Genomic DNA, 20,622 nt, shown 5'->3' with positions numbered 1-20,622 from the left:
AAAAGAAAGGAGTTGTGTATGAGTAAAAAGTTTACGCTCATTCCGTTAGTCGCTGCCCTGTTTTCAGGCTCATTATTGGCCGCTGCAGATAATTTAACTGAAGATGATTTGCCAGTACTCAAGCAAGAAAGCCAGCATAGTACAGCAAGCAAACGGGTGACAAACTTATTTACTCGTGCACACTATAAACCAATACGTTTTAACGATAGCTTATCTGAAAAAGTTTTCGAACGTTATATTGAGTCTCTTGACTACAATAAGAGTGTCTTTTTAGCCTCAGACATTGCTTCTTTTGAGCAATATAAAGATCAGTTCGACAATGCATTGTCGACAGGCAAACTTGGTTTTGCATTTGATATTTTTAACCTGAGCCTAAAACGTCGCTTTGAACGTTATGACTATTCTTTATCGCTCCTAGAAAAGGAAATGAAGTTTGATAAAGAAGATGAGTACGTGTTTGACCGTGAAGAAGCTAATTGGGCTACAAGCCAAGCTGAGCTCGATGAACTTTGGCGTCAACGCGTTAAATATGATGCGTTACGTTTAAAAATGACGGGTAAAGATTGGCAAGGAATTAAAGACGTTCTTACCAAGCGCTACCACAATGCGCAAAAACGTTTAGTGCAAACAAACAGTGAAGATGCTTTCCAAATCGTGATGAATTCATTTGCACGTAGCATCGAAGCACATACTTCTTACTTATCGCCACGTCGTGCTGAACAGTTTAAGATGGATATGGACCTTGAGCTGGAAGGTATAGGTGCCGTTCTTAGCTATGATGAAGATTACACGGTTATTCGTAGTTTAGTGCCAGGTGGCCCTGCGGATAAATCAGAACAAATCAAAGCCGATGACCGAATTATTGGTGTAGCTCAAGATGGCGAAGAGTTTGTTGATGTGATTGGTTGGCGTCTTGATGACGTGGTTGACTTAATCAAAGGTCCTAAAGGCACTAAAGTTCGTTTGCAATATTTAAAAGGTGCAGACGCCCATGGTACACCTAAAGTCGTTGAGATTACGCGTGATAAAATTCGCCTTGAAGACCGCGCAGCCAAATCAGAAGTATTTGAAGCTAAATATTCAGACCTAACCAGTAAAATTGGTGTGATTGAAATACCAGGTTTCTACAATAACTTATCGCAAGACGTTAAAGTTGAAATAGCTAAGTTAAAAGAAGCTAAGGTTGATGGTATTATTATCGATTTGCGTCAAAACGGTGGTGGTTCTTTATACGAAGCAACTCAGTTGTCAGGTTTATTTATTGATCAAGGACCCGTGGTACAAATCCACACTTTAAATAATCGAATTGAAGAGCAAAAAGACCGCGATGGTGTCACTTTTTATGATGGTCCATTAACCGTTTTAGTTGATCGATACAGTGCTTCAGCATCTGAAATATTCGCAGCTGCAATGCAAGACTATGGTCGTGCAATTGTCATTGGTGAGCAAACCTTTGGTAAAGGTACAGTACAACAGCATAAACCACTTGGTCGTGCTTATGACTTATATGATCACCCATTAGGTAGCGTACAGTACACAATTGCTAAATTCTATCGTATTAATGGTGGTAGTACTCAGCATAAAGGTGTGATACCAGATGTATCATTCCCATCGGCAGTCGATCCAGCGGATTGGGGCGAAAGCCAACAAGACAACGCGTTACCGTGGGATAGTATCATTCGTGCTAAATACAACTCTGTTGATAACCTAGAGCCTGCAATTGCGTATGTGAATAAGTTACATGATACACGTATTGCGAGCGAGCCAGAGTTTGGTTACGTATTTGATGACATTAAGCGTTATCAACAAGAGAAAGATCGTAAAACAATTTCACTGGTTGAAGCCGCTCGTATTAAAGAGAAAGATGAAGGTGAAGAACGAGCACTTGAGCGTGCCAATGAACGCTTAGTTCGCCTAGGTGAAAAGCCGGTAGAGAACTTAGACGATTTACCTGACACCTTAGATGATCTTGACCCATTTTTGGAAGAAGCGGCATTAATCACGCAAGATTACATCAAGTACGGCCGTATCGCGAAAAAATAAATACTTACTTATGATTAATAAAAAGGCGCTTAGGCGCCTTTTTTGCTACCTAAAACAGGTCAGCTTGTTATAATTGGACAATCTGGCTGTCAAAAAAGCCACTGAAGTTTTGCGTCAAGCTTACAATAATAATTAAACACGCCACATAAGACGTGTAGGAGACTATCTTTTGAATTCTATTGAAGAAAAGCCGATCAAGCAGGCTAGTTTTTTAGATGCTTTGATCCCAATTACTGTGCTTGTGTGCCTTTTAGGTGCTGCTGTTTATTTGTTTGGTGATAATTCGTCATCAGGTCCTAACCAAATTGCATTATTGTTCGCCACTTTTACAGCGGCGTTAATTGGTTTAAAAAATGGCTATACATGGAAAAAACTTGAACAAGCCATGATTGAAGGGATCACTTTATCCCTTGGTGCAATTATTATCTTGCTTATGGTTGGTGCTTTAATTGGTACTTGGTTATTATCCGGTACTGTACCCACCCTTATTTACTATGGCCTTCAAATCATTAATCCAAGTTGGTTTTATGCTGCCAGTTGTTTAATCTGTGGCATTGTAGCTATGAGTATTGGTAGTTCATGGACCACAGCTGCAACTATTGGTGTGGCGTTATTAGGTGTTGCAACTGGTCTTGGTCTTGAGCAAGTTGTTACTGCTGGTGCTGTTATTTCTGGTGCATACTTTGGTGATAAGTTAAGCCCTCTTTCAGAAACCACAAACTTAGCACCTGCAGTAGCCGGTGCCGATTTATTTGACCATATTCATCATATGCTTTGGACAACGGTACCAAGCTTTATCATCGCTTTAATTATTTTTATCTTTATGGGCTTTAATGCCGGTGGCTCAGCTGAGGCAGGGCGTATTGAAGTAATTGTCAATTTACTGGAACAAAACTTCAACATTGGTTTTGAAATGCTAGTGCCCTTAGCTGTGCTGCTATTTTTAGCTATTCGTAAAATGCCAGCTTTTCCTGCTATATCAATCGGTGCTGTGCTTGGTGCTATTTGGGCAATGCTATTTCAATCAGATTTAATTAGCAGCCAAATTGATGCATCACAAGGTGAAATTATTGGCTATTTTAAACTAGTATGGACCACTTTTTTCGATGGGTTTAGTATCGATACTGGTGATGAAAAAATGGATTCATTGCTCAGTGGTGGTGGTATGGCTGGCATGTTAACGACTACATGGTTAATTATGACTGCGCTTATGTTTGGTGCCATTATGGAAAAAACGGGCTTACTTGATATGTTCGTAAAGAGCATCTTAAAAATAGCGAAGAGTACCGGCTCGCTTATTACCGCAACGATTGCTACGTGTATCGGTACAAATGCGGTAGCGGCTGATCAATATATTGCCATTGTCGTGCCTGGCCGCATGTTTAAAGAAGAATATGAAAAACGTGGTTTAAAGCCGGTTAACTTATCACGCACCTTAGAAGATGGCGGAACGATAACTAGTCCATTGATCCCCTGGAATACTTGTGGTGCGTATATGCAAAGTGTTTTATTAATCAATCCATTTGATTATGCACTGTATGCTTTCTTTAATTTAATTAATCCGTTCCTAGCGGTTATTTATGCTTATTTGGGAATTAAGATTTTACGCATTACCCCAAAACATGCGAAACCAAGCACTGTTGAATAATAACGTAAGGCCCTACAGAAGTGGGGCCATTTGGAGCCTTTTATGTCTGTAACGAATAAACCTCAAGCTCAATATCTAAAAGATTACCAAGCCCCACAATTTTCAATTCACCATATCGATTTACGCTTCGAATTAGCACCATTAAAAACCACAGTGCAATCGACAATGACGGTGAGTCGTACGGATAATACCGAGGCCGATCTAATATTAGATGGTGTGGATTTAGTGCTTATTTCATTATCTGTAAATAATGAACAATACGATGATTATACACTTGAAGATGAAAAGCTGATTATCCATCATTTACCTGACAGCTTTACACTTAAAATAGAAAATCATATTGATCCACAAACAAATACATCACTTGAAGGGTTGTATTTATCTGGCGGTGCGTATTGCACGCAATGTGAAGCGCAAGGTTTTAGAAAAATCACGTATTACATGGATCGCCCTGATATTTTAGCCAGCTTTGATGTCACCATTATCGCGGACCAGAAATACACTCATTTATTATCAAATGGTAATCAAATTGACGCTGGCACATTGGATGACGGTCGTCATTTTGTAAAATGGCAAGACCCATTCAAAAAACCAAGTTACTTGTTCGCTTTAGTAGCAGGGGATTTTGATGTTTTGCGTGATCAGTACACAACTAAGTCTGGTCGTAACGTAGAGCTGGCATTATTTGTCGATAAAGGAAATTTAGCTAAAACCCCGCATGCAATGTCTTCACTTAAAAAGTCAATGCAGTGGGATGAAGAGCGTTTTAATCTTGAGTATGACCTAGATATTTACATGATTGTTGCTGTCGACTTTTTTAATATGGGTGCGATGGAAAATAAAGGGCTAAATATCTTTAATAGCAAATGCGTACTAGCCAACCAAGAGACGGCCACAGATAAAGATTACCATACCATTGAGTCTATCGTTGGCCATGAGTATTTTCATAACTGGACCGGTAACCGTGTAACGTGTCGAGATTGGTTCCAGCTATCATTAAAAGAAGGCTTAACGGTCTTTCGTGACCAAGAATTTAGTAGTGATTTAGGCTCACGAGCACTTAACCGAATCGACGCGGTTAAGGTTATGCGTACTCACCAGTTTAGCGAAGATGCTGGGCCTATGGCGCACCCAATTCGCCCTGAAAAAGTGATTGAAATGAATAATTTCTACACTGTTACAGTCTATGACAAAGGCGCTGAAGTTATTCGTATGATGCACACTTTATTGGGCGAAGAGAAGTTCCAGCAAGGCATGTCACTCTATTTCGAGCGTCATGATGGACAAGCTGTGACCTGTGATGACTTTGTCGCTGCTATGAATGATGCGTCAGGCATTGATTTAAGCCAATTTAAACGTTGGTATAGTCAAGCTGGCACTCCAAAACTGAATGTTGAGCAACAGTACAATGGCGAAAAACAAACGTTTACTTTAACAATTGAGCAGTTCGCACCAGACAATCAACCTGAGAATGATCTGTTGCATATTCCATTTGCTATTGAATTATTGAATCCGGCGGGGGAGTCATTACCACTGGTAGTTAATGATCAAGCCCATGATTCAGTATTGAATGTAACTAAACAGAAGCAACAATTTGTTTTTGAAGGACTCGCAGAGCGACCTGTTGCTGTTTTATTGGAAGACTTCTCGGCCCCTTGTGTTGTCAATCAATCAAGTTCGGCTGAGGATTTACTGCATATAATGCGTTTTGCTCGTAGTGACTTCTCCCGCTGGGATGCGCAACAACGTCTTTTGACCAATGAAATTAAAACAGCGATTTCGTCGGGTAATAACGAGTTATCGCCGTCGGTTATTAATACATTCGATACGCTTATTACTAAGCGTGAAGGTGATTTAGCATTGATTGCTGAATTACTTAAGTTACCAAGCTACGATACCCTGGCTGCTGAATACAAAGTCATTCCTGTTGATAATATTATTGATGTATTAAATGCGTTTGAAAAACAAATTGCATCGAGTCTTTCAGAGTCCTTAACGAATTGTTATCAATCACTCGAAGATGATGGGTCAACGTCTGCTGACGCTGTTGCGGTGCGAGCATTAAAACAAGTTTGTTTGCATTACTTAGCTAAAACACCTGATCCAGCTATCAATGAGCTAATCATTGAAGCTGCAAATAGCGCGAATATGACAAATGTGCTCGCGTCACTGGGTGCTGTGGTGAAAGCAAATCATTCTCTTGGCGAGCGTTTATTGAGTGAATTTGATGCCAAGTGGCGTCATGATGTACTGGTAATGGATAAGTGGTTTGCCTTACAGGCGATGAATGATACTGATACCTGTATCGATGAAATTAAAGGTTTATATGAGCACCCAAGTTTTGATTTTGGCAACCCTAACCGTGTTCGAGCATTAGTGGGTAGTTTTAGTCATTTTAATATTACGCAATTTCATCGTGCAGATGGCAAGGGCTATCAGTTATTGGGTGATCTATTGGTTAAGCTTAATGAAATAAACCCACAGAATGCGTCAAGAATGTTGACACCTTTCATGTCATGGCGTCGCTATGACGACAATCGCTCAGCGGCGATGAAGGCACAACTTACTCGGCTAGCGTCATTGGATGGTTTAAGTGACGACTTATATGAAAAAGTAGAGAAGGCACTTGCTAGTTAATGAACGAATACTATTTTTCGCTCTACCTGAGTTACTCTAAATGTTTAGATTATTATCATGGTAAATATAAATCAGTCCAAGTGACGGAAGATGGTGGTAAAACAGTTCGTTTCGATGCTGAACATTTGCGTCCTTTTATTTCTTCGATAGGAATAAGAGGGCGCTTTAGGCTGATACTCACTGAGCAAAACAGATTCCTTAAACTTGAGAAAGTCAGCTAAAAGCATGAAATCTAATTTATAACTCTTCTTCAAAGTACGGTATTTTGTTCTAAAATTAACCGTACTTTGCTGTCCCCAATTAACTAAATTTATTATATTTTTGTTAATTCGGTTTGTTCTATTGTTAATTTACGTGTATAAATTATCTGGTATGACGTCTTACCAATACGTAAACGTCACATAATTAAATAAATATTAACCGATTGAACGCGTTCTATATTGTATTTTTACTATTTCGCTTCTATCGTTAGAAAGATACTAAAAACAACAATTTGATCACAAAACAACCCGTTACAGGGGGATGAACACAATGATAAAACGCTCGCTTTTTGTTAAAAACAAAATAGCACTGGGGCTTGCGGCAGCAACCCTTGGGCTTTCAAGCACTGCTTTGCACGCGGCAACTTTTGAGTTAGGGGATTTTGACGTCCGTTTTGACTCTAGTTTTTCTTATGGACAGAGCATTCGTGTTGAAGACCGCGACTTTCAGCATATAGGTAAAAGTAATAACCCGTCATTCGATTGGACCGGCTATCACTCAGCTTTACATCCTATCTACTCGTCTGCGGATGTTTGGAACCAGCCAGGTGCATATTCAAATAACGGTGATGCTGGTAACTTAAACTTCGATAGTGGCGATTCGTTTTCAAAGCTATTAAAAGGCAACCATGAGTTATCAATTAGCAAAGATAACTATGGCTTCTTCACACGCTTCATGTACTTCTATGATTTTGCTTTGATGGATGGCGACTTCGCTTATAACAATCCAACTTCTGGGCAAAAAGTCGATCCATGTGATGATGACGATACTAAAGAACAAGTGTGTGCGGACCTGCGACTTTTAGATGCCTACGTTTGGGCTAACTTCGATTTAAATGAAGGGCGTAACCCGCTATCTATCCGTTTAGGTCAACAAGTCGTAAACTGGGGTGAAAGTACACTGATCTCTCATGGTATTAATGTCAACCCGGTTGATATTGACCGCCTTAAAGCACCTGGTGCTGAGCTTAAAGAAGCGTTCATCCCTGTGGGTATGCTTTGGGCATCGCTCGGTATTACCGATAACCTTACTTTAGAAGGGTTTTATCAGTACGAGTGGCACGAGACACGTCTTCCTGCTGCGGGTACTTACTTCTCAACCAATGATTTTGCATCAGAGAATGGTTACCAACAAAATATCCAACTTGGTTTTACCTCAAACCCTGACATTGATTTAGCATTCTTAACAGAAAGCTTAAATAGTTTAGATGACATTGTGCGCTCGCAAGGAGTCGATCCTACATCAGCGCAAGGCCAAGCGATGATGGCACAGCTGTACTTAGCTTACCCAACTAAAGTGGCGTTAAAAGGTAAGGGCAACGCAGGTAAGAGTGAGCCTGATGATGGTGGTCAATATGGTTTACGTTTAGGTATGTTTTTACCTGAGCTAAATGATACTGAAGTTGCGCTATATCACATCAACTATCATAGCCGTCGTCCGGTAATATCAGGTCAAGTTTCTAATTTTACAAGCGCAGCAATTGCGTCTGATATTGGTATGTTACTTAGCACTGAAATTACTGAAGATAATGTAACTGGATTACAAGCGTTTACTAAGGGCCAATTAGAATACCCTGAAGATATTAAGCTTTACGGTTTAAGCTTTAATACTTCGTTAGGCGAAACCGCATTTGCGGGTGAGTTTGCCTTCCGTCAAGATGAGCCTTTGCAAATTGATGACGTAGAGTTACTTTATGCTGGTATGCCTGAGCAATTAGCTGTTGCAGGTATCCGCCCTGATTTTGCCGGTATCTCACAAATGAGCCCAGGTGATGCAACAAGCGTTGTCGGTCCTGGTGAATTAGCACAAGGCTTTATTTTACGTAATACTGCGCAATTGCAATTCACGGCGACTCATTTATTTGGGCCATCTTTAGGTGCTGATAGCTGGGCTGTGGTCGGTGAAATTGGTGGTGTACGAATTAATAATATGCCGGAATATGATGAGCTTCGTTTAAACGTGGCAGGTACAGGGCGTAGTGGCGTTATCCAAGGTCCATTGGCTGACGATTATTCTACACTGCACTTAGGTCTTTCTAATGGCCCAGAGACAAACCCTTTCCCAACTGCATCAGCGTGGGGCTACCGTTTAATCGCAAAGGGTGATTATTTCAATATCTTTAACGGTGTGAACTTTTCCCCTCGTTTTGTATTTTCACATGACGTGAATGGTATTACACCAGACCCAATGTTCTTATTTGTTGAAGACCGTAAATCACTCGGTGTAACTATGAACTTCAACTATCAAAATGCGTGGTCGTTCGACTTTAGCTACAACTCATTCTGGGGTGGTGGCGCGACGAATACATTCTCTGACCGCGATTATGTTTCTTTCAATATCAAATATTCAATTTAAGGGTAAATTATGATTATTAGAAAACCTACCCTCATTGCTGCAGCTTTTTGCAGTGTTTTCGCAAGCTCAAGTGTACTTGCAAAAATTACCGCTGATGAAGCAGCACGTTTAGGTAATGATTTAACACCAATCGGTGCAGAGAAAGCGGCGAATAAAGATGGTTCTATTCCAGCTTGGACAGGGGGAATTACAACACCTCCTGCTAGTTATAAAGCGGGAATGCACCACCCAGACCCATACGCTGAAGATAAAGTTTTATTTACCATTGATAAGTCAAACGTAGATAAATACAAAGAATACCTAAGCCCTGGTCAAATTGAACTATTCAAAACATATCCTGATACGTTCAAAATGAATATTTATCAAACTCGCCGTAGCGCTTCTTATCCTCAGTTTGTTTATGATGCAACTAAAAAATATGCAACGACAGCTGAGTTGGTTGAAGGTGGTAATGGTATTAAAAACACGGCGGTTGGTGTACCGTTTCCTATTCCTAAGGATGGCTTAGAGGCTATCTGGAATCATCTATTACGTTTTAGAGGTTTATCTATTGAACGTTTTGGTGGACAAGCTGCACCAACAGCATCAGGCTCATATAATTATGTTGGCTTTGATGAGCAACTATTAGTTGAGTATTCAGATCCAAAAGCGACACCTGAAAAACTTCAAGAATCAAACATTCTATTCAAGTTTAAGCAAAAAGTAACAGAACCTGCGCGTCTTGCTGGTACTGCATTACTTGTCCATGAAACCATGGACCAAATTTTAACACCTCGTCAAGCGTGGACTTATAACTCTGGTCAGCGTCGTGTTCGTCGTGCGCCAAACGTGGCATATGATGCACCAGGTACTGCAGCAGATAGTTTACGTACTACCGATGACTTCGATATGTTTAATGGTTCACCAAACCGTTATAACTGGACGTTAAAAGGTAAGCAGGAGCTTTATATTCCATATAACAGCTACAAACTGCACAGCGATAAGCTTGAATACGATGATATCTTGCAAGCAGGTCATATCAACCCTGAATACGTTCGTTATGAGAAGCACCGTGTTTGGGTTGTTGAAGCTAACTTAAAAGAGGGCACTCGTCACATTTATAAAAAACGTGTGTTCTATATTGATGAAGACAGCTGGCAAGTTCACGTAGCAGATATATATGATAATCGTGACCAAATGTATCGTGTGGCGATGGCCCATGGCCTAAACTACTATGAAGTACCAACTCACTGGAGTACCTTAGAAGTTTACCATGATCTTAATTCACGTCGTTATTTGGCTATTGGTTTAGATAACCAAGAGAAGATGTATGACTTCTCACAATCATTTAACGATAACGAGTTTACGTCAAGCGCACTTCGCCGCGAAGGCCGTTAATCCAAATAGGCACCTGTTTTATCAGGTGCCTTTGCAATTCATATTAGTCAATTAGGCACAATTGGTTTAACACGTGACTTATGGCTTACTCATTTATCTTTTCGAAGGCGATTTACCCTTATGAAGTATTTGCTTTATGCTTGTCTTGCTTATAGTGCTTCATGTTTTTCTCAGGACATGCCCCAACTAGAACATGCTATTAGTGCTGTTAATGCAGACAAAACACTCCTCACAGATATTGAACTAATTGATGATCAATTAGTGGCTGTTGGAAAACACGGCGTCGTAATCACCAGTAACGATGCACAATCATGGCAGCAAGCCAGTGTTCCAACGCAAGTTTTACTCACCGCAGTCGATTTCTATAATAAGCACCTAGGATGGGCATGTGGTCATGATGCCACTATTATTAATACTACGGATGCGGGCAAAACATGGCAGCTTCAGCAAGCACTTCCAGATATGGATAAGCCTTGCTTAGATATACTTTTCACCTCAGAAAAGCATGGCTATGCTGTGGGTGCATACGGCATGTTTTTTGAAACGCAGGATGGTGGCCAGAAATGGCAAAAACGATTTTTAGATAGCTTACTTTTTGAAGAAGACCGTGCATACCTTAATGAACTAAAAAAGAGTGACCCAGAAGGGTATGAGTATGAGACAGCTTCGATTCTTCCACATTTTAACCGCATTGTGAAAACCAATGATCGTTTAATATTGGTTGGTGAAATGGGGTTGATGGCTGAAAGTTTTGATAACGGTGGCACGTGGCAACGTCTAGAAGAAATATATATGGGGTCTTTCTTTACGTTTGCGTCAACTGCAGATCAATCTCAAGGAGAAGACTTAGTTGCAGGTTTAAGAGGGAATATTTTTACTCGTCAAGCAGGCAGTGAACAATGGCAACAAATCCACACAGACAATTTCGCAACAGTAAACAGTGCAATTAACTACAATAACGAATGGCTGCTGTTTGCCAATAGCGGTGTCATTTTTCATATTAAAAATGATGAACTAACTGAAGAACAAATGGATGATGGCAAGTCTCTACTTGATGGTGTTGTATTTCAAAATAAACTCATTATGGCTTCAGAAGATGGTATTAAAGTGAAGGAGTTGAATCCGTAATGCGTGGTTTTTTAGATTTTTTAGAAAAGGCGGTATTCCGTCACCGTTTATTTGCGATTATCTCTTTTGCATTAATTACTTGTTTTTTACTTTTTAAAGCAACGCAGATTCAATTAGATGCGTCATTTAATAAAAATATTCCACTTAATCATGACTACATGAAGGTCTACACCAAGCATGAAAAACAGTTTGGTGGAGCTAACAGCATTTTGATCTCTGTCTGTGATGCAGATGGTGATATTTTTAATGAAGAATTTTTCACCCAGCTTAAAGCTGTTCATGACCAGCTTTACTTTATTCCTGGTGTAAATCGTCCGTTAGTTAATTCAATTTTTGCCCCCAGTGCCCGTTTCGTCGAAGTCGTTGAAGATGGTTTTGCCGGGGGGCCAATCATACCGGCAAACTTTACCGCGGATAAACGTGGACTTGCCGTTGTAAAAGAGAACATTGAAAAAGCCAAAGTCGTTGGCCGTATGATTGCCAGCGACTATTCATGCGCCATGGTAACAGCTCAGTTATTGGAAACTGATCCACAAACACAAGAAAAGCTCGATACTTTAGCGTTTGCAGAAAAGCTAGAAACGCAAGTACGTGAACCTCTAAGCACGGATAAAGTCAGTATTCATATTATTGGTTTTGCGAAAATGGCGGGAGATGTCGCAGAGGGTGCCAAAGGCGTACTGTTATTCTTTGCAATTGCAATAGCCTTTACGTTTGTAATGGTTTGGCTATTCTGCCATAGCTTAAAACTCACTATTTTACCGATCGCTTGCTCTATTATTGCGGTGGTTTGGCAGCTTGGCTTACTGTCATCGCTTGGTTTTGGTTTAGATCCTATGTCTATTCTGGTGCCATTTTTAGTGTTTGCAATTGGTGTGAGCCATGGTGTGCAAATGATTAACGATATTGGCAAGAAAGTATGCGGTGGCAGCAGCACGCGAGTTTGTTGCCAAGCAAGTTTTAGGGCTTTATTAATTCCTGGTGGTATTGCACTGTTATCAGATACAGTTGGTTTCTTAACGTTACTCACTATTGATATCGGTATTATTCGTGAACTTGCGATCACGGCGAGCTTAGGGGTGGCGGTGATTATTTTCACGAACTTAATTTTGCTTCCAGTCTGGGCATCATACATGCAGTTTGAAGGCTCAGTGCGTATCCAATCTGGCACACACTCAGATAAGCCAAATGTTCTTGATAATTTACGCGAGATACTGGTTAAAGCAACAGACCCTAAAACGGCACGGCTAATCATCGGACTTACAGTGATACTGTTTGCTTTTGGTTACTGGCAAGCAGATAAAATGCGTATTGGTGACTTACACGCTGGTGCGCCATCGCTTCATCAAGATGCACGATATAACCAAGACACTTTCTTGATTTCAGATAAATACACCATTTCATCCGATATTTTAAAAGTTATTGTTGAAGCCTATCCTGCTGCGTGTACAGAACATGATGTGATGGAACGTATCAGCCGTTTCCAATGGCAAATGGAAAATGTGCCTGGTGTGCAATCAGCAGTTAGTTTAAGTTCTGTCGCGCAGTCAGTGAATGCTGGCTTTAATGAAGGTAATTTAAAGTGGCAAAGCTTACCGCGTAATACAGCAAGCTTGGTACAATCAACAGCAAGAGTTGAAACAAGCTCAGGCTTACTTGATGGTAACTGCTCTGTTATGCCTGTGATTTTCTTCTTAGAAGACCACAAAGCCGAAACTATTGATCATGTGGTTGCTAAAGTAAAAGAGTTTGCGGCTAAAGAGGAAACCGATAAATTGAAGTTCAAGCTTGCCTCAGGCCCAGTGGGTGTGATGGCAGCTACCAATGAATCAGTTTCAGCGGCACAACTTCCCATGATGCTTTACGTTTACGGTGCCGTCATCATGCTATGCTTAATTAGCTTTAGAAGTGTGAAAGCCACTGTTGCTGTGGTACTACCTTTGTATATCGTATCGACCCTAGCACAAGCGTTGATGGTGCAGCTTGAAATTGGTTTAACAGTGTCAACATTGCCAGTTATTGCTTTAGGTGTAGGTATTGGTGTTGACTATGGCATTTATATTCTTTCATCAATGATGGGGCAGCTAAAACAAGGTGTTGCACTTGAGGTTGCTTATCGTAATGCGTTAGTAGAGCGAGGCAGTGCGGTGTTATTCACAGGTATCACCTTAGCCATTGGTGTGAGTACATGGATTTTCTCTGATTTGAAGTTCCAAGTTGATATGGGGATCCTACTGACCTTTATGTTCTTAGTGAATATGTTGGGTGCCGTATTACTTTTACCTGCAATAGGTAGTTTCCTCTGGACTGACCAGAAAAAATAATGTGAATAATTGTGCTCCAATATGGCCAGTAATGGCCATTTATATCTATATTTTGTGAATAGATGACCAAATAGCTGAAAAGCTTAAAATGATTTCATCGAAAAGGCTGTTTATTAGCTGTAAAAGAGTTAGAATTTACCTGACTCCACGCTAATAAATGGCTGTACAAATATTCTACTAATCAATAAGTAGTATAGATTAAGGAACATACAATGACACGAAATGAAGGGCAAGCCTCGGTTATCTTAGATAATGTCTGTAAGCTGATCCAGAAAAAAGTTCACGCTGATAATGTGTTACTCGTTGAGAAATTCGCCAAAGCCTTGTACAGCAATATGTCTAAAGAGGATTTGGCACATCGCAACGATAGTGACTTATATGGCGCTGCACTAAGCCTATGGAACTCGCTAGAAAAAAATAATTCTGATGACGCGGTTGTCCGTGTCTTCAATCCTGAAGTTGCAAAAGATGGCTGGCAGTCATCGCACACAATTGTCGAAATTATCGCTAAAGATATGCCTTTCTTAGTTGATTCTGTGCGTATGGCGATGACTCGCGAAAATATCGCTTCTCACCTGCTACTTCACTCTCCGCTTAAAATTCAACGTGATAAGAATGAAAAAATCACGGGTATTTCTAGTTTAAAAGCTGAGCAGGAATCAACCTCGACTAAAACGGTTTTCTTCATTGAAATAGACCGCCAAACTGATGCTAAAGTAATCGAGTCTTTCAAAAAAGAGCTTGAGTCTGTCCTTGTTGATGTATCTATTGCTGTTGAAGACTGGCAGCCAATTCGCGAAAAGCTAGTTGCTGTAACTAAGGACTTACCAAACCGTCACCATAATAATAACAAAGACGAAGTTGCTGAAACGGTTGAGTTTCTAGACTGGTTAGCAAAAGATAACTTTACACTAATGGGGTACCGTGAATATGAGCTTTCTCCTGTTCAAGGTGACTATCAGTTAAAAGGTAAAAAAGGCACAAGCCTTGGTCTAATGAAAAACACTGATGAAGAGCACAGTCGTCTTTTATCTGAATTACCTGAAGTTGCTCGCCAAGAAGCACGCAGCAGTAATTTACTTATTTTGACTAAAACAAACTCTGTTTCTCGTGTTCATCGTCCAGCATACATTGATTATGTAGGTATAAAACGTTTTGATGATGAAGGCAATGTGATTGGTGAAGACCGTTTCCTTGGTTTATTCTCATCTAGCTTTTATAACAACAGCGCAACCGATGTGCCTGTTCTGAAAAGCAAAATCAATCGCATCATGGAAATGTGTGACTTTGCAAAAGGCACCCATGCCTACAAAGCGGTATTAAATATTTTAGAGACCTACCCACGTGATGAACTTGTTCAAGCACGTGAAACAGAGCTACTCGAAGTAGCTATGGGTGTTTTACAAGTACAAGAACGCGATATGTGTCGTATTTTTGTTCGTAAAGATGCCTATGGTCGTTTCTTCTCATGTATGGTGTATGTGCCACGTGAGCGTTATAACACCGCACTACGTCGTGAAACACAACGTATTTTAGCAAACGCATTTAATTCTGACGATAAAGTCGAATTTACTACTTTCTTCTCTGAGTCAACATTAGCCCGTACACATTACACGGTGCGTGTGACTGACAATAATATTGAATATAACGTGAAAGACATCGAAAACAACTTAATTGAAGCTGCCCGTACTTGGGAAGATAGACTACAATCTGCGTTACTTGAAAGTGCAGGTGAAGCCCGCGGTAAAGAGCTTAACCGTAAATATGCACAAGCTTTTGCCAGCTCGTATAAAGATCAAGTTCTGCCAAGCGCTGCGGTTGTTGATATTGAAAAGCTTGAACTTCTTAACGACGAAAACAAATTAGAAATGTTGTTCTACCGTCCACAAGAAGAAGCGAATACAAATGTTGTTCGTTTAAGCTTATTCCACAAAGATGAGCCAATTCACTTATCTGACGTTATGCCAATGCTTGAAAACTTTGGTTTACGTGTAGTGGGTGAAACGCCTTACTCAGTTAAAACGACAGATGGCAAGGTTAATTGGATCATGGATTTCACCATGCTAATTGACAACAAAGGTATTGCTGACTTTGATAAAGTGTCTGCGCGTTTCCGTGCTGCACTAACAAATGTGTGGAATAACCGCCTAGAGAACGATGGTTTTAATCGTTTAGTATTAATGGGCGGTTTAACAGGTCGTGAAGCATCTATTCTGCGCGCTTATGCTAAATACATGCGTCAAATTGGTGTGACTTTCTCGCAAACTTATATTGAAAGCACATTTGCAAATTATCCACATATCGCATCGCAAATCGTTAACTTATTCACTAAAAAGTTCTCAGTTAAGAACCCAGGAAGTGAAAAGGCGCTTGAGAAGCTTGTAAGCCAAGTTTACCTAGAGCTTGAAAACGTAGCGAACCTTGATGATGACCGTATCATCCGTTTATACGTTGATATGATCAATGCAACCTTAAGAACGAACTTCTTCCAAAAAGAAGCGGATGGCCAATTTAAGTCATATGTATCGTTCAAAGTTCAGCCTTCAATGATCCCAGAAATGCCATTACCACTGCCTGCGTTCGAGATTTTCGTATACTCGCCGCGCGTTGAGGGTGTGCATTTACGTGGTGGTAAAGTAGCACGTGGTGGCTTACGTTGGTCTGACCGTCGTGAAGACTTCCGTACTGAGGTACTGGGCCTTGTTAAAGCACAACAAGTTAAAAATACCGTTATTGTACCAGTGGGTTCAAAAGGTGGTTTCGTATGTAAACAACTACCGACTGACCGTGAAGCGTTCTTCAAAGAAGGCCAAGAGTGTTACAAAATTTTCATCCGTGGTTTATTAGATATCACAGATAACATCGAACGCGGTGAGATTGTTCCACCAGTTGATGTTGTTCGTCACGATGAAGATGACCCATATTTAGTTGTTGCTGCCGATAAAGGGACTGCAACCTTCTCTGATATCGCAAACGGTATCGCAAATGAGTATAACTTCTGGCTAGGTGATGCATTCGCATCAGGTGGCTCAGTAGGTTATGACCATAAGAAAATGGGGATCACAGCTAAAGGTGCGTGGGAATCTGTTAAACGCCACTTCCGTGAGATGGATATTGACTGTCAAACGACTGATTTCACAGTTGTTGCTATCGGTGACATGGCGGGTGACGTATTTGGTAACGGCATGTTGCTTTCTAAGCATATTCGCTTACAAGTGGCATTCAACCACATGCACATCTTCGTTGATCCGAATCCAGATGCAGCAACATCTTACCCTGAGCGTGAGCGTTTATTTAACTTACCGCGTTCTTCATGGGAAGATTACAATAAAGAGCTAATTTCGCAAGGTGGTGGCGTATTCTCTCGTGCGGCTAAATCAATTAGCTTAAGCCCAGAAATGAAGAAAATGCTTGGCACTAAAAAAGCGAGCATGACACCTAACGAGTTAATCAAAGCAGCGTTAATGATGGAGTTTGATTTACTGTGGAATGGTGGTATCGGTACTTACATCAAGAACTCTAAAGAAACGGATGCAGATGTGGGTGACCGCGCAAATGATGCATTACGTATCAATGGCGCAGAGCTTGGTGCGAAGATCTTAGGTGAGGGTGGTAACTTAGGTGCAACTCAACTGGGTCGTATTGAGTTTGCTGCCAAAGGTGGTCGCGTAAATACGGACTTCATCGATAACGTAGGTGGTGTTGCGTGTTCAGATAACGAAGTAAATATTAAGATCTTACTAAACGGCTTAGTGGCTGAAGGTGACTTAACACGTAAACAACGTGATGAGCTGCTTTATTCGATGACTGATGAAGTATCGCAATTGGTATTGAAAGATTGTTACCGTCAAACACATACTTTGTCGATTACACAATCTAAAGGCGCATCAACGCTTAAAGAGAAAGTACGCTTTATTCACGCTCTTGAAAAAGAGGGTAAACTAAACCGTGCAATCGAGTTTATTCCAACAGATGAAGAGCTTGCAGAGCGCGCAGCGGCGGGTAAAGATTTAACTCGACCAGAGTTATCTGTACTTGTTTCTTATGCGAAGATGGTTCTTAAAGAGTCGCTTGTTGTTGATGAAATTACTGAGAACCCATATTACCGTCAGCTGTTGGTTAACTCATTCCCAGTACCACTTCGTGAGAAGTTCAACGATGCGATGGATAACCACCCACTTCGTAAAGAAATTATCGCAACGAAACTTGCTAATAATATCGTTAATGATATGGGCCTTAACTTCATGGTTCGTATGCACGAAGAAACAGGTGCAAACGAAGCTGAAATCGCACTTTGCTACTCAATTGCGAAAGAAGTGTTCCAAATGCCAGAAACGTGGTCATCAATTGTTGCATTAGATAATAAGATCCCAGCAGCTGTACAAACAGAAATGCTTTATCAGCTTCGCCGTACGGTTCGTCGTGCAACACGTTGGTTCTTACGTCATCGCAACAAAGCACAAACCATTGAGCAAGCAATTGAATTCTTTGCACCAACATTTGCTGATTTAAGTGATAACTTAAACAACTACATGGTTGACAAAGAAAGTGAGCGTCTAGTTAAAGCTGCTGATAAATTAATTGAAAGCGGTGTTCCAAAAGCGCTTGCAACTCGTGTTGTGTCACTTTCTAGCTTATTCTCTGTAATGGATTTAGCAGAAATTGCCAATAACTCAAATCGCGATATTGATATGGTATCTAATACCTACTTCAAGCTTGGTGCACGTATGGGCTTACATTGGTTCTTGGATCAAATTACTAATCAACCGGTTGCGAACCATTGGCAAGCACTTGCCCGTGCGTCATACCGTGAAGAGCTTGATTGGCAACAACGTACATTATCAGCTGTAGTACTTAATAGCTTTGCAGCAGACAGCAAAGATATTGATGCACAAATCGATGAGTGGATGGACAACCAAGATCTACTATTACAACGTTGGAAACAAATGTTATCTGAGTTTAAAACATCGCAAAGTCACGATTTTGCTAAGTTCTCAGTAGCACTTCGTGAACTAATGTTGTTAAGCCACAACTGTGACACTTCCAAATAAATGAAAAGTCGTTAAAATACATACCCCAGCTCGCTGGGGTATTTTTTTGCCCTTAATTTGCAATGGTCCGTTTTAAGCGGCTACCTTGTTTATTTTTACCTAAGGAACAACAAGCCATGTTTTATGATTTAGCTCGCCGTTTTATGTTTACTCGTGATGCGGAGTGGGCTCATGAATTTGCACTTAATAACTTACGCCGATTTGCTGATACGCCATTGAGTGCTGCGTGGTCACAAACTGTCCCTAATAAACCCGTTAACTTCTTAGGACTGGAGTTTAAAAATCCAGTAGGTTTAGCCGCGGGCTTAGATAAAAATGCAGAGTGTATTGATGCCTTTGCGCAAATGGGCTTTGGTTTTGTCGAAGTTGGTACTGTTACACCACGCCCACAAGCAGGTAACGACAAGCCTCGTATTTTCCGCTTACCTGAATCAAATGCGATTATCAATCGTATGGGTTTTAACAATAAGGGTGTTGATAACCTAGTTAACAATGTTAAAGCGGCGAAATATGACGGTATTCTAGGTATTAATATTGGTAAAAATAAAGATACACCAAACGAGCAGGGTAAAGATGATTACATTCACTGTATGCGAAAAGTATTTGAGCATGCATCGTATATCACAGTAAATATTTCATCACCAAATACGCCAGGTCTTCGTGATTTACAATATGGTGAAGCGCTAGATGACTTATTGCAAAGTTTAAAAAATGAGCAGCTTGATTTAGTTGCTAAACATAACAAACAAGTGCCAATGCTGGTTAAGATCGCTCCAGATCTGGATGAAGTTCAAATTGCGCAAGTAAGTGAGTCTTTGATCAATAATAAGATCGACGGCGTTATTGCGACAAACACAACACTTGAGCGCGCTATGGTACAAGGTCAACAATACGCAAATGAAGCGGGCGGCCTTTCTGGTCAGCCAGTGCGTGAGCGCTCAACCCACGTGGTTAGTGAGCTTAAGCGCTTAACCGAAGGCAAGCTACCTATCATCGGTGTGGGTGGTATCGATGATGCTGACTCTGCAAAAGAAAAGTTTGCAGCAGGAGCAGACCTTGTTCAAGTTTATACTGGCTTTATTTATAAAGGCCCAGAATTGGTAAAAACGATCCTTAACGGCTTATAAGGATCGGTTATCTAAGCGATTGATCATTAATAAAATGTTCTAAAAAATCATTTTATTAATGGTCTACTTTCGTTATAATAGTGTGCTAAGTAAAGAGGAATTTTTAGTTTAAGGAGGAGTCATGTTACAAGCATCAAAGCAATGGAAGTGGCTTGCTTGTTCTAAAAATAATCGCCTTTTGGTCGACCTTGACCAAGGCATGCAACTCTGCACGCCCTATAAACTTCGTCAGCTTACCGATGCTGTTCTTGAAGAGCCTAATTTCAGCCTTGAAGATGCTGCATTTTATCAGCAAGTCTATCAGTATCTTGAAACCTTTTCGTTATGGAATCCTGCAGAGCTTTGCCAAATTTCACTCAACGCGACAGCTGTTAAGTTTCATTTAAAGCCTGTGCTAGCTAAAAGCTGGTTTTTCCATGAATATATGGGTAGCGAGCCAAGTGTTGAGGCTGTAGTAAAGTTGTGCTCACAAGCACAAGAAGGCGAGTTTCTGATTGTTGACCATTCATCAGATGCGTCTGTATGTATCAACTTAAGTGAGCACTTTCAGTTAGATGAAAACTTGTCATTGCAACAGTTTGAAGCTATTAAAGTTCTTAACAATCGTATCCATCCTGTTTATATCCAGCAAAAACACTTCAAAACAGCATAATATCCCTTTAATTGATGGC

General features: G+C 40.5%; 11 protein-coding genes. All 11 read left to right on the top strand.

Annotation, left to right across the window (positions count from 1 at the left end; translation table 11 throughout):
• The first annotated feature begins 18 nt into the window (after positions 1-18).
• The 11 genes from prc (at position 19) to NYF15_RS16290 (ending at position 20,603) form a co-directional block, all read left to right on the top strand.
• Entirely contained in the window at positions 19-2,043 is a 2,025-nt protein-coding gene (prc, locus tag NYF15_RS16340) for a carboxy terminal-processing peptidase (RefSeq protein WP_371354130.1), read from the top strand.
• A 169-nt stretch (positions 2,044-2,212) separates the two neighbouring features.
• Positions 2,213-3,691 carry a Na+/H+ antiporter NhaC gene (gene nhaC / locus NYF15_RS16335; RefSeq protein WP_371354129.1) on the top strand — a complete coding sequence of 493 codons (1,479 nt, stop codon included), beginning with the start codon at positions 2,213-2,215 and terminating at the stop codon, positions 3,689-3,691.
• Positions 3,692-3,733: 42 nt separating this feature from the next.
• Complete coding sequence (gene pepN, locus NYF15_RS16330) at positions 3,734-6,328, top strand: aminopeptidase N (RefSeq protein WP_371354128.1); 2,595 nt, start codon at positions 3,734-3,736, stop codon at positions 6,326-6,328.
• Complete coding sequence (locus NYF15_RS16325) at positions 6,328-6,549, top strand: DUF2835 domain-containing protein (protein ID WP_062568984.1); 222 nt, start codon at positions 6,328-6,330, stop codon at positions 6,547-6,549. The genes pepN and NYF15_RS16325 overlap by 1 nt, the downstream gene beginning before the upstream one ends.
• A gap of 310 nt (positions 6,550-6,859) precedes the next feature.
• The gene (locus tag NYF15_RS16320) at positions 6,860-8,944 is read left to right on the top strand and encodes a DUF1302 domain-containing protein (protein WP_371354127.1); all 2,085 of its coding nucleotides are present in this window, start codon (positions 6,860-6,862) and stop codon (positions 8,942-8,944) included.
• Positions 8,945-8,956: 12 nt separating this feature from the next.
• Positions 8,957-10,321 carry a DUF1329 domain-containing protein gene (locus NYF15_RS16315; RefSeq protein ID WP_193988957.1) on the top strand — a complete coding sequence of 455 codons (1,365 nt, stop codon included), beginning with the start codon at positions 8,957-8,959 and terminating at the stop codon, positions 10,319-10,321.
• A gap of 120 nt (positions 10,322-10,441) precedes the next feature.
• Positions 10,442-11,449: a YCF48-related protein gene (locus tag NYF15_RS16310; RefSeq protein ID WP_371354126.1), complete on the top strand. Its 1,008-nt coding sequence runs from the start codon at positions 10,442-10,444 to the stop codon at positions 11,447-11,449.
• On the top strand, positions 11,449-13,773 hold the full coding sequence (locus NYF15_RS16305) for an RND family transporter (RefSeq protein WP_371354125.1): 2,325 nt from the start codon (positions 11,449-11,451) through the stop codon (positions 13,771-13,773). The genes NYF15_RS16310 and NYF15_RS16305 overlap by 1 nt, the downstream gene beginning before the upstream one ends.
• Positions 13,774-13,985: 212 nt before the next feature.
• On the top strand, positions 13,986-18,824 hold the full coding sequence (locus NYF15_RS16300) for an NAD-glutamate dehydrogenase (protein WP_371354124.1): 4,839 nt from the start codon (positions 13,986-13,988) through the stop codon (positions 18,822-18,824).
• 116 nt (positions 18,825-18,940) lie between these two features.
• On the top strand, positions 18,941-19,951 hold the full coding sequence (gene pyrD / locus NYF15_RS16295) for a quinone-dependent dihydroorotate dehydrogenase (RefSeq protein ID WP_130149787.1): 1,011 nt from the start codon (positions 18,941-18,943) through the stop codon (positions 19,949-19,951).
• A gap of 121 nt (positions 19,952-20,072) precedes the next feature.
• Positions 20,073-20,603 (top strand): cell division protein ZapC domain-containing protein, encoded by a 531-nt coding sequence (locus NYF15_RS16290; protein ID WP_371354123.1) that lies wholly within the window; start codon positions 20,073-20,075, stop codon positions 20,601-20,603.
• Positions 20,604-20,622: the final 19 nt, after the last annotated feature.

Source organism: Pseudoalteromonas sp. 68 DY56-GL68, from assembly GCF_041414825.1.
Lineage (GTDB): Bacteria > Pseudomonadota > Gammaproteobacteria > Enterobacterales > Alteromonadaceae > Pseudoalteromonas.
The sequence above is the reverse complement of the archived record's forward strand: the minus strand, read 5'-3'. Positions and strand labels throughout refer to the sequence as shown.

Bases quoted from the DNA above. Each gene is read 5' to 3' on its own strand.
- NYF15_RS16300 (WP_371354124.1), top strand. From the start codon at position 13,986: ATGACACGAAATGAAGGGCAAGCCTCGGTTATCTTAGATAATGTCTGT.
- NYF15_RS16290 (WP_371354123.1), top strand. From the start codon at position 20,073: ATGTTACAAGCATCAAAGCAATGGAAGTGGCTTGCTTGTTCTAAAAAT.
- pyrD (WP_130149787.1), top strand. From the start codon at position 18,941: ATGTTTTATGATTTAGCTCGCCGTTTTATGTTTACTCGTGATGCGGAG.
- NYF15_RS16305 (WP_371354125.1), top strand. From the start codon at position 11,449: ATGCGTGGTTTTTTAGATTTTTTAGAAAAGGCGGTATTCCGTCACCGT.
- NYF15_RS16310 (WP_371354126.1), top strand. From the start codon at position 10,442: ATGAAGTATTTGCTTTATGCTTGTCTTGCTTATAGTGCTTCATGTTTT.
- NYF15_RS16320 (WP_371354127.1), top strand. From the start codon at position 6,860: ATGATAAAACGCTCGCTTTTTGTTAAAAACAAAATAGCACTGGGGCTT.
- NYF15_RS16325 (WP_062568984.1), top strand. From the start codon at position 6,328: ATGAACGAATACTATTTTTCGCTCTACCTGAGTTACTCTAAATGTTTA.
- pepN (WP_371354128.1), top strand. From the start codon at position 3,734: ATGTCTGTAACGAATAAACCTCAAGCTCAATATCTAAAAGATTACCAA.
- prc (WP_371354130.1), top strand. From the start codon at position 19: ATGAGTAAAAAGTTTACGCTCATTCCGTTAGTCGCTGCCCTGTTTTCA.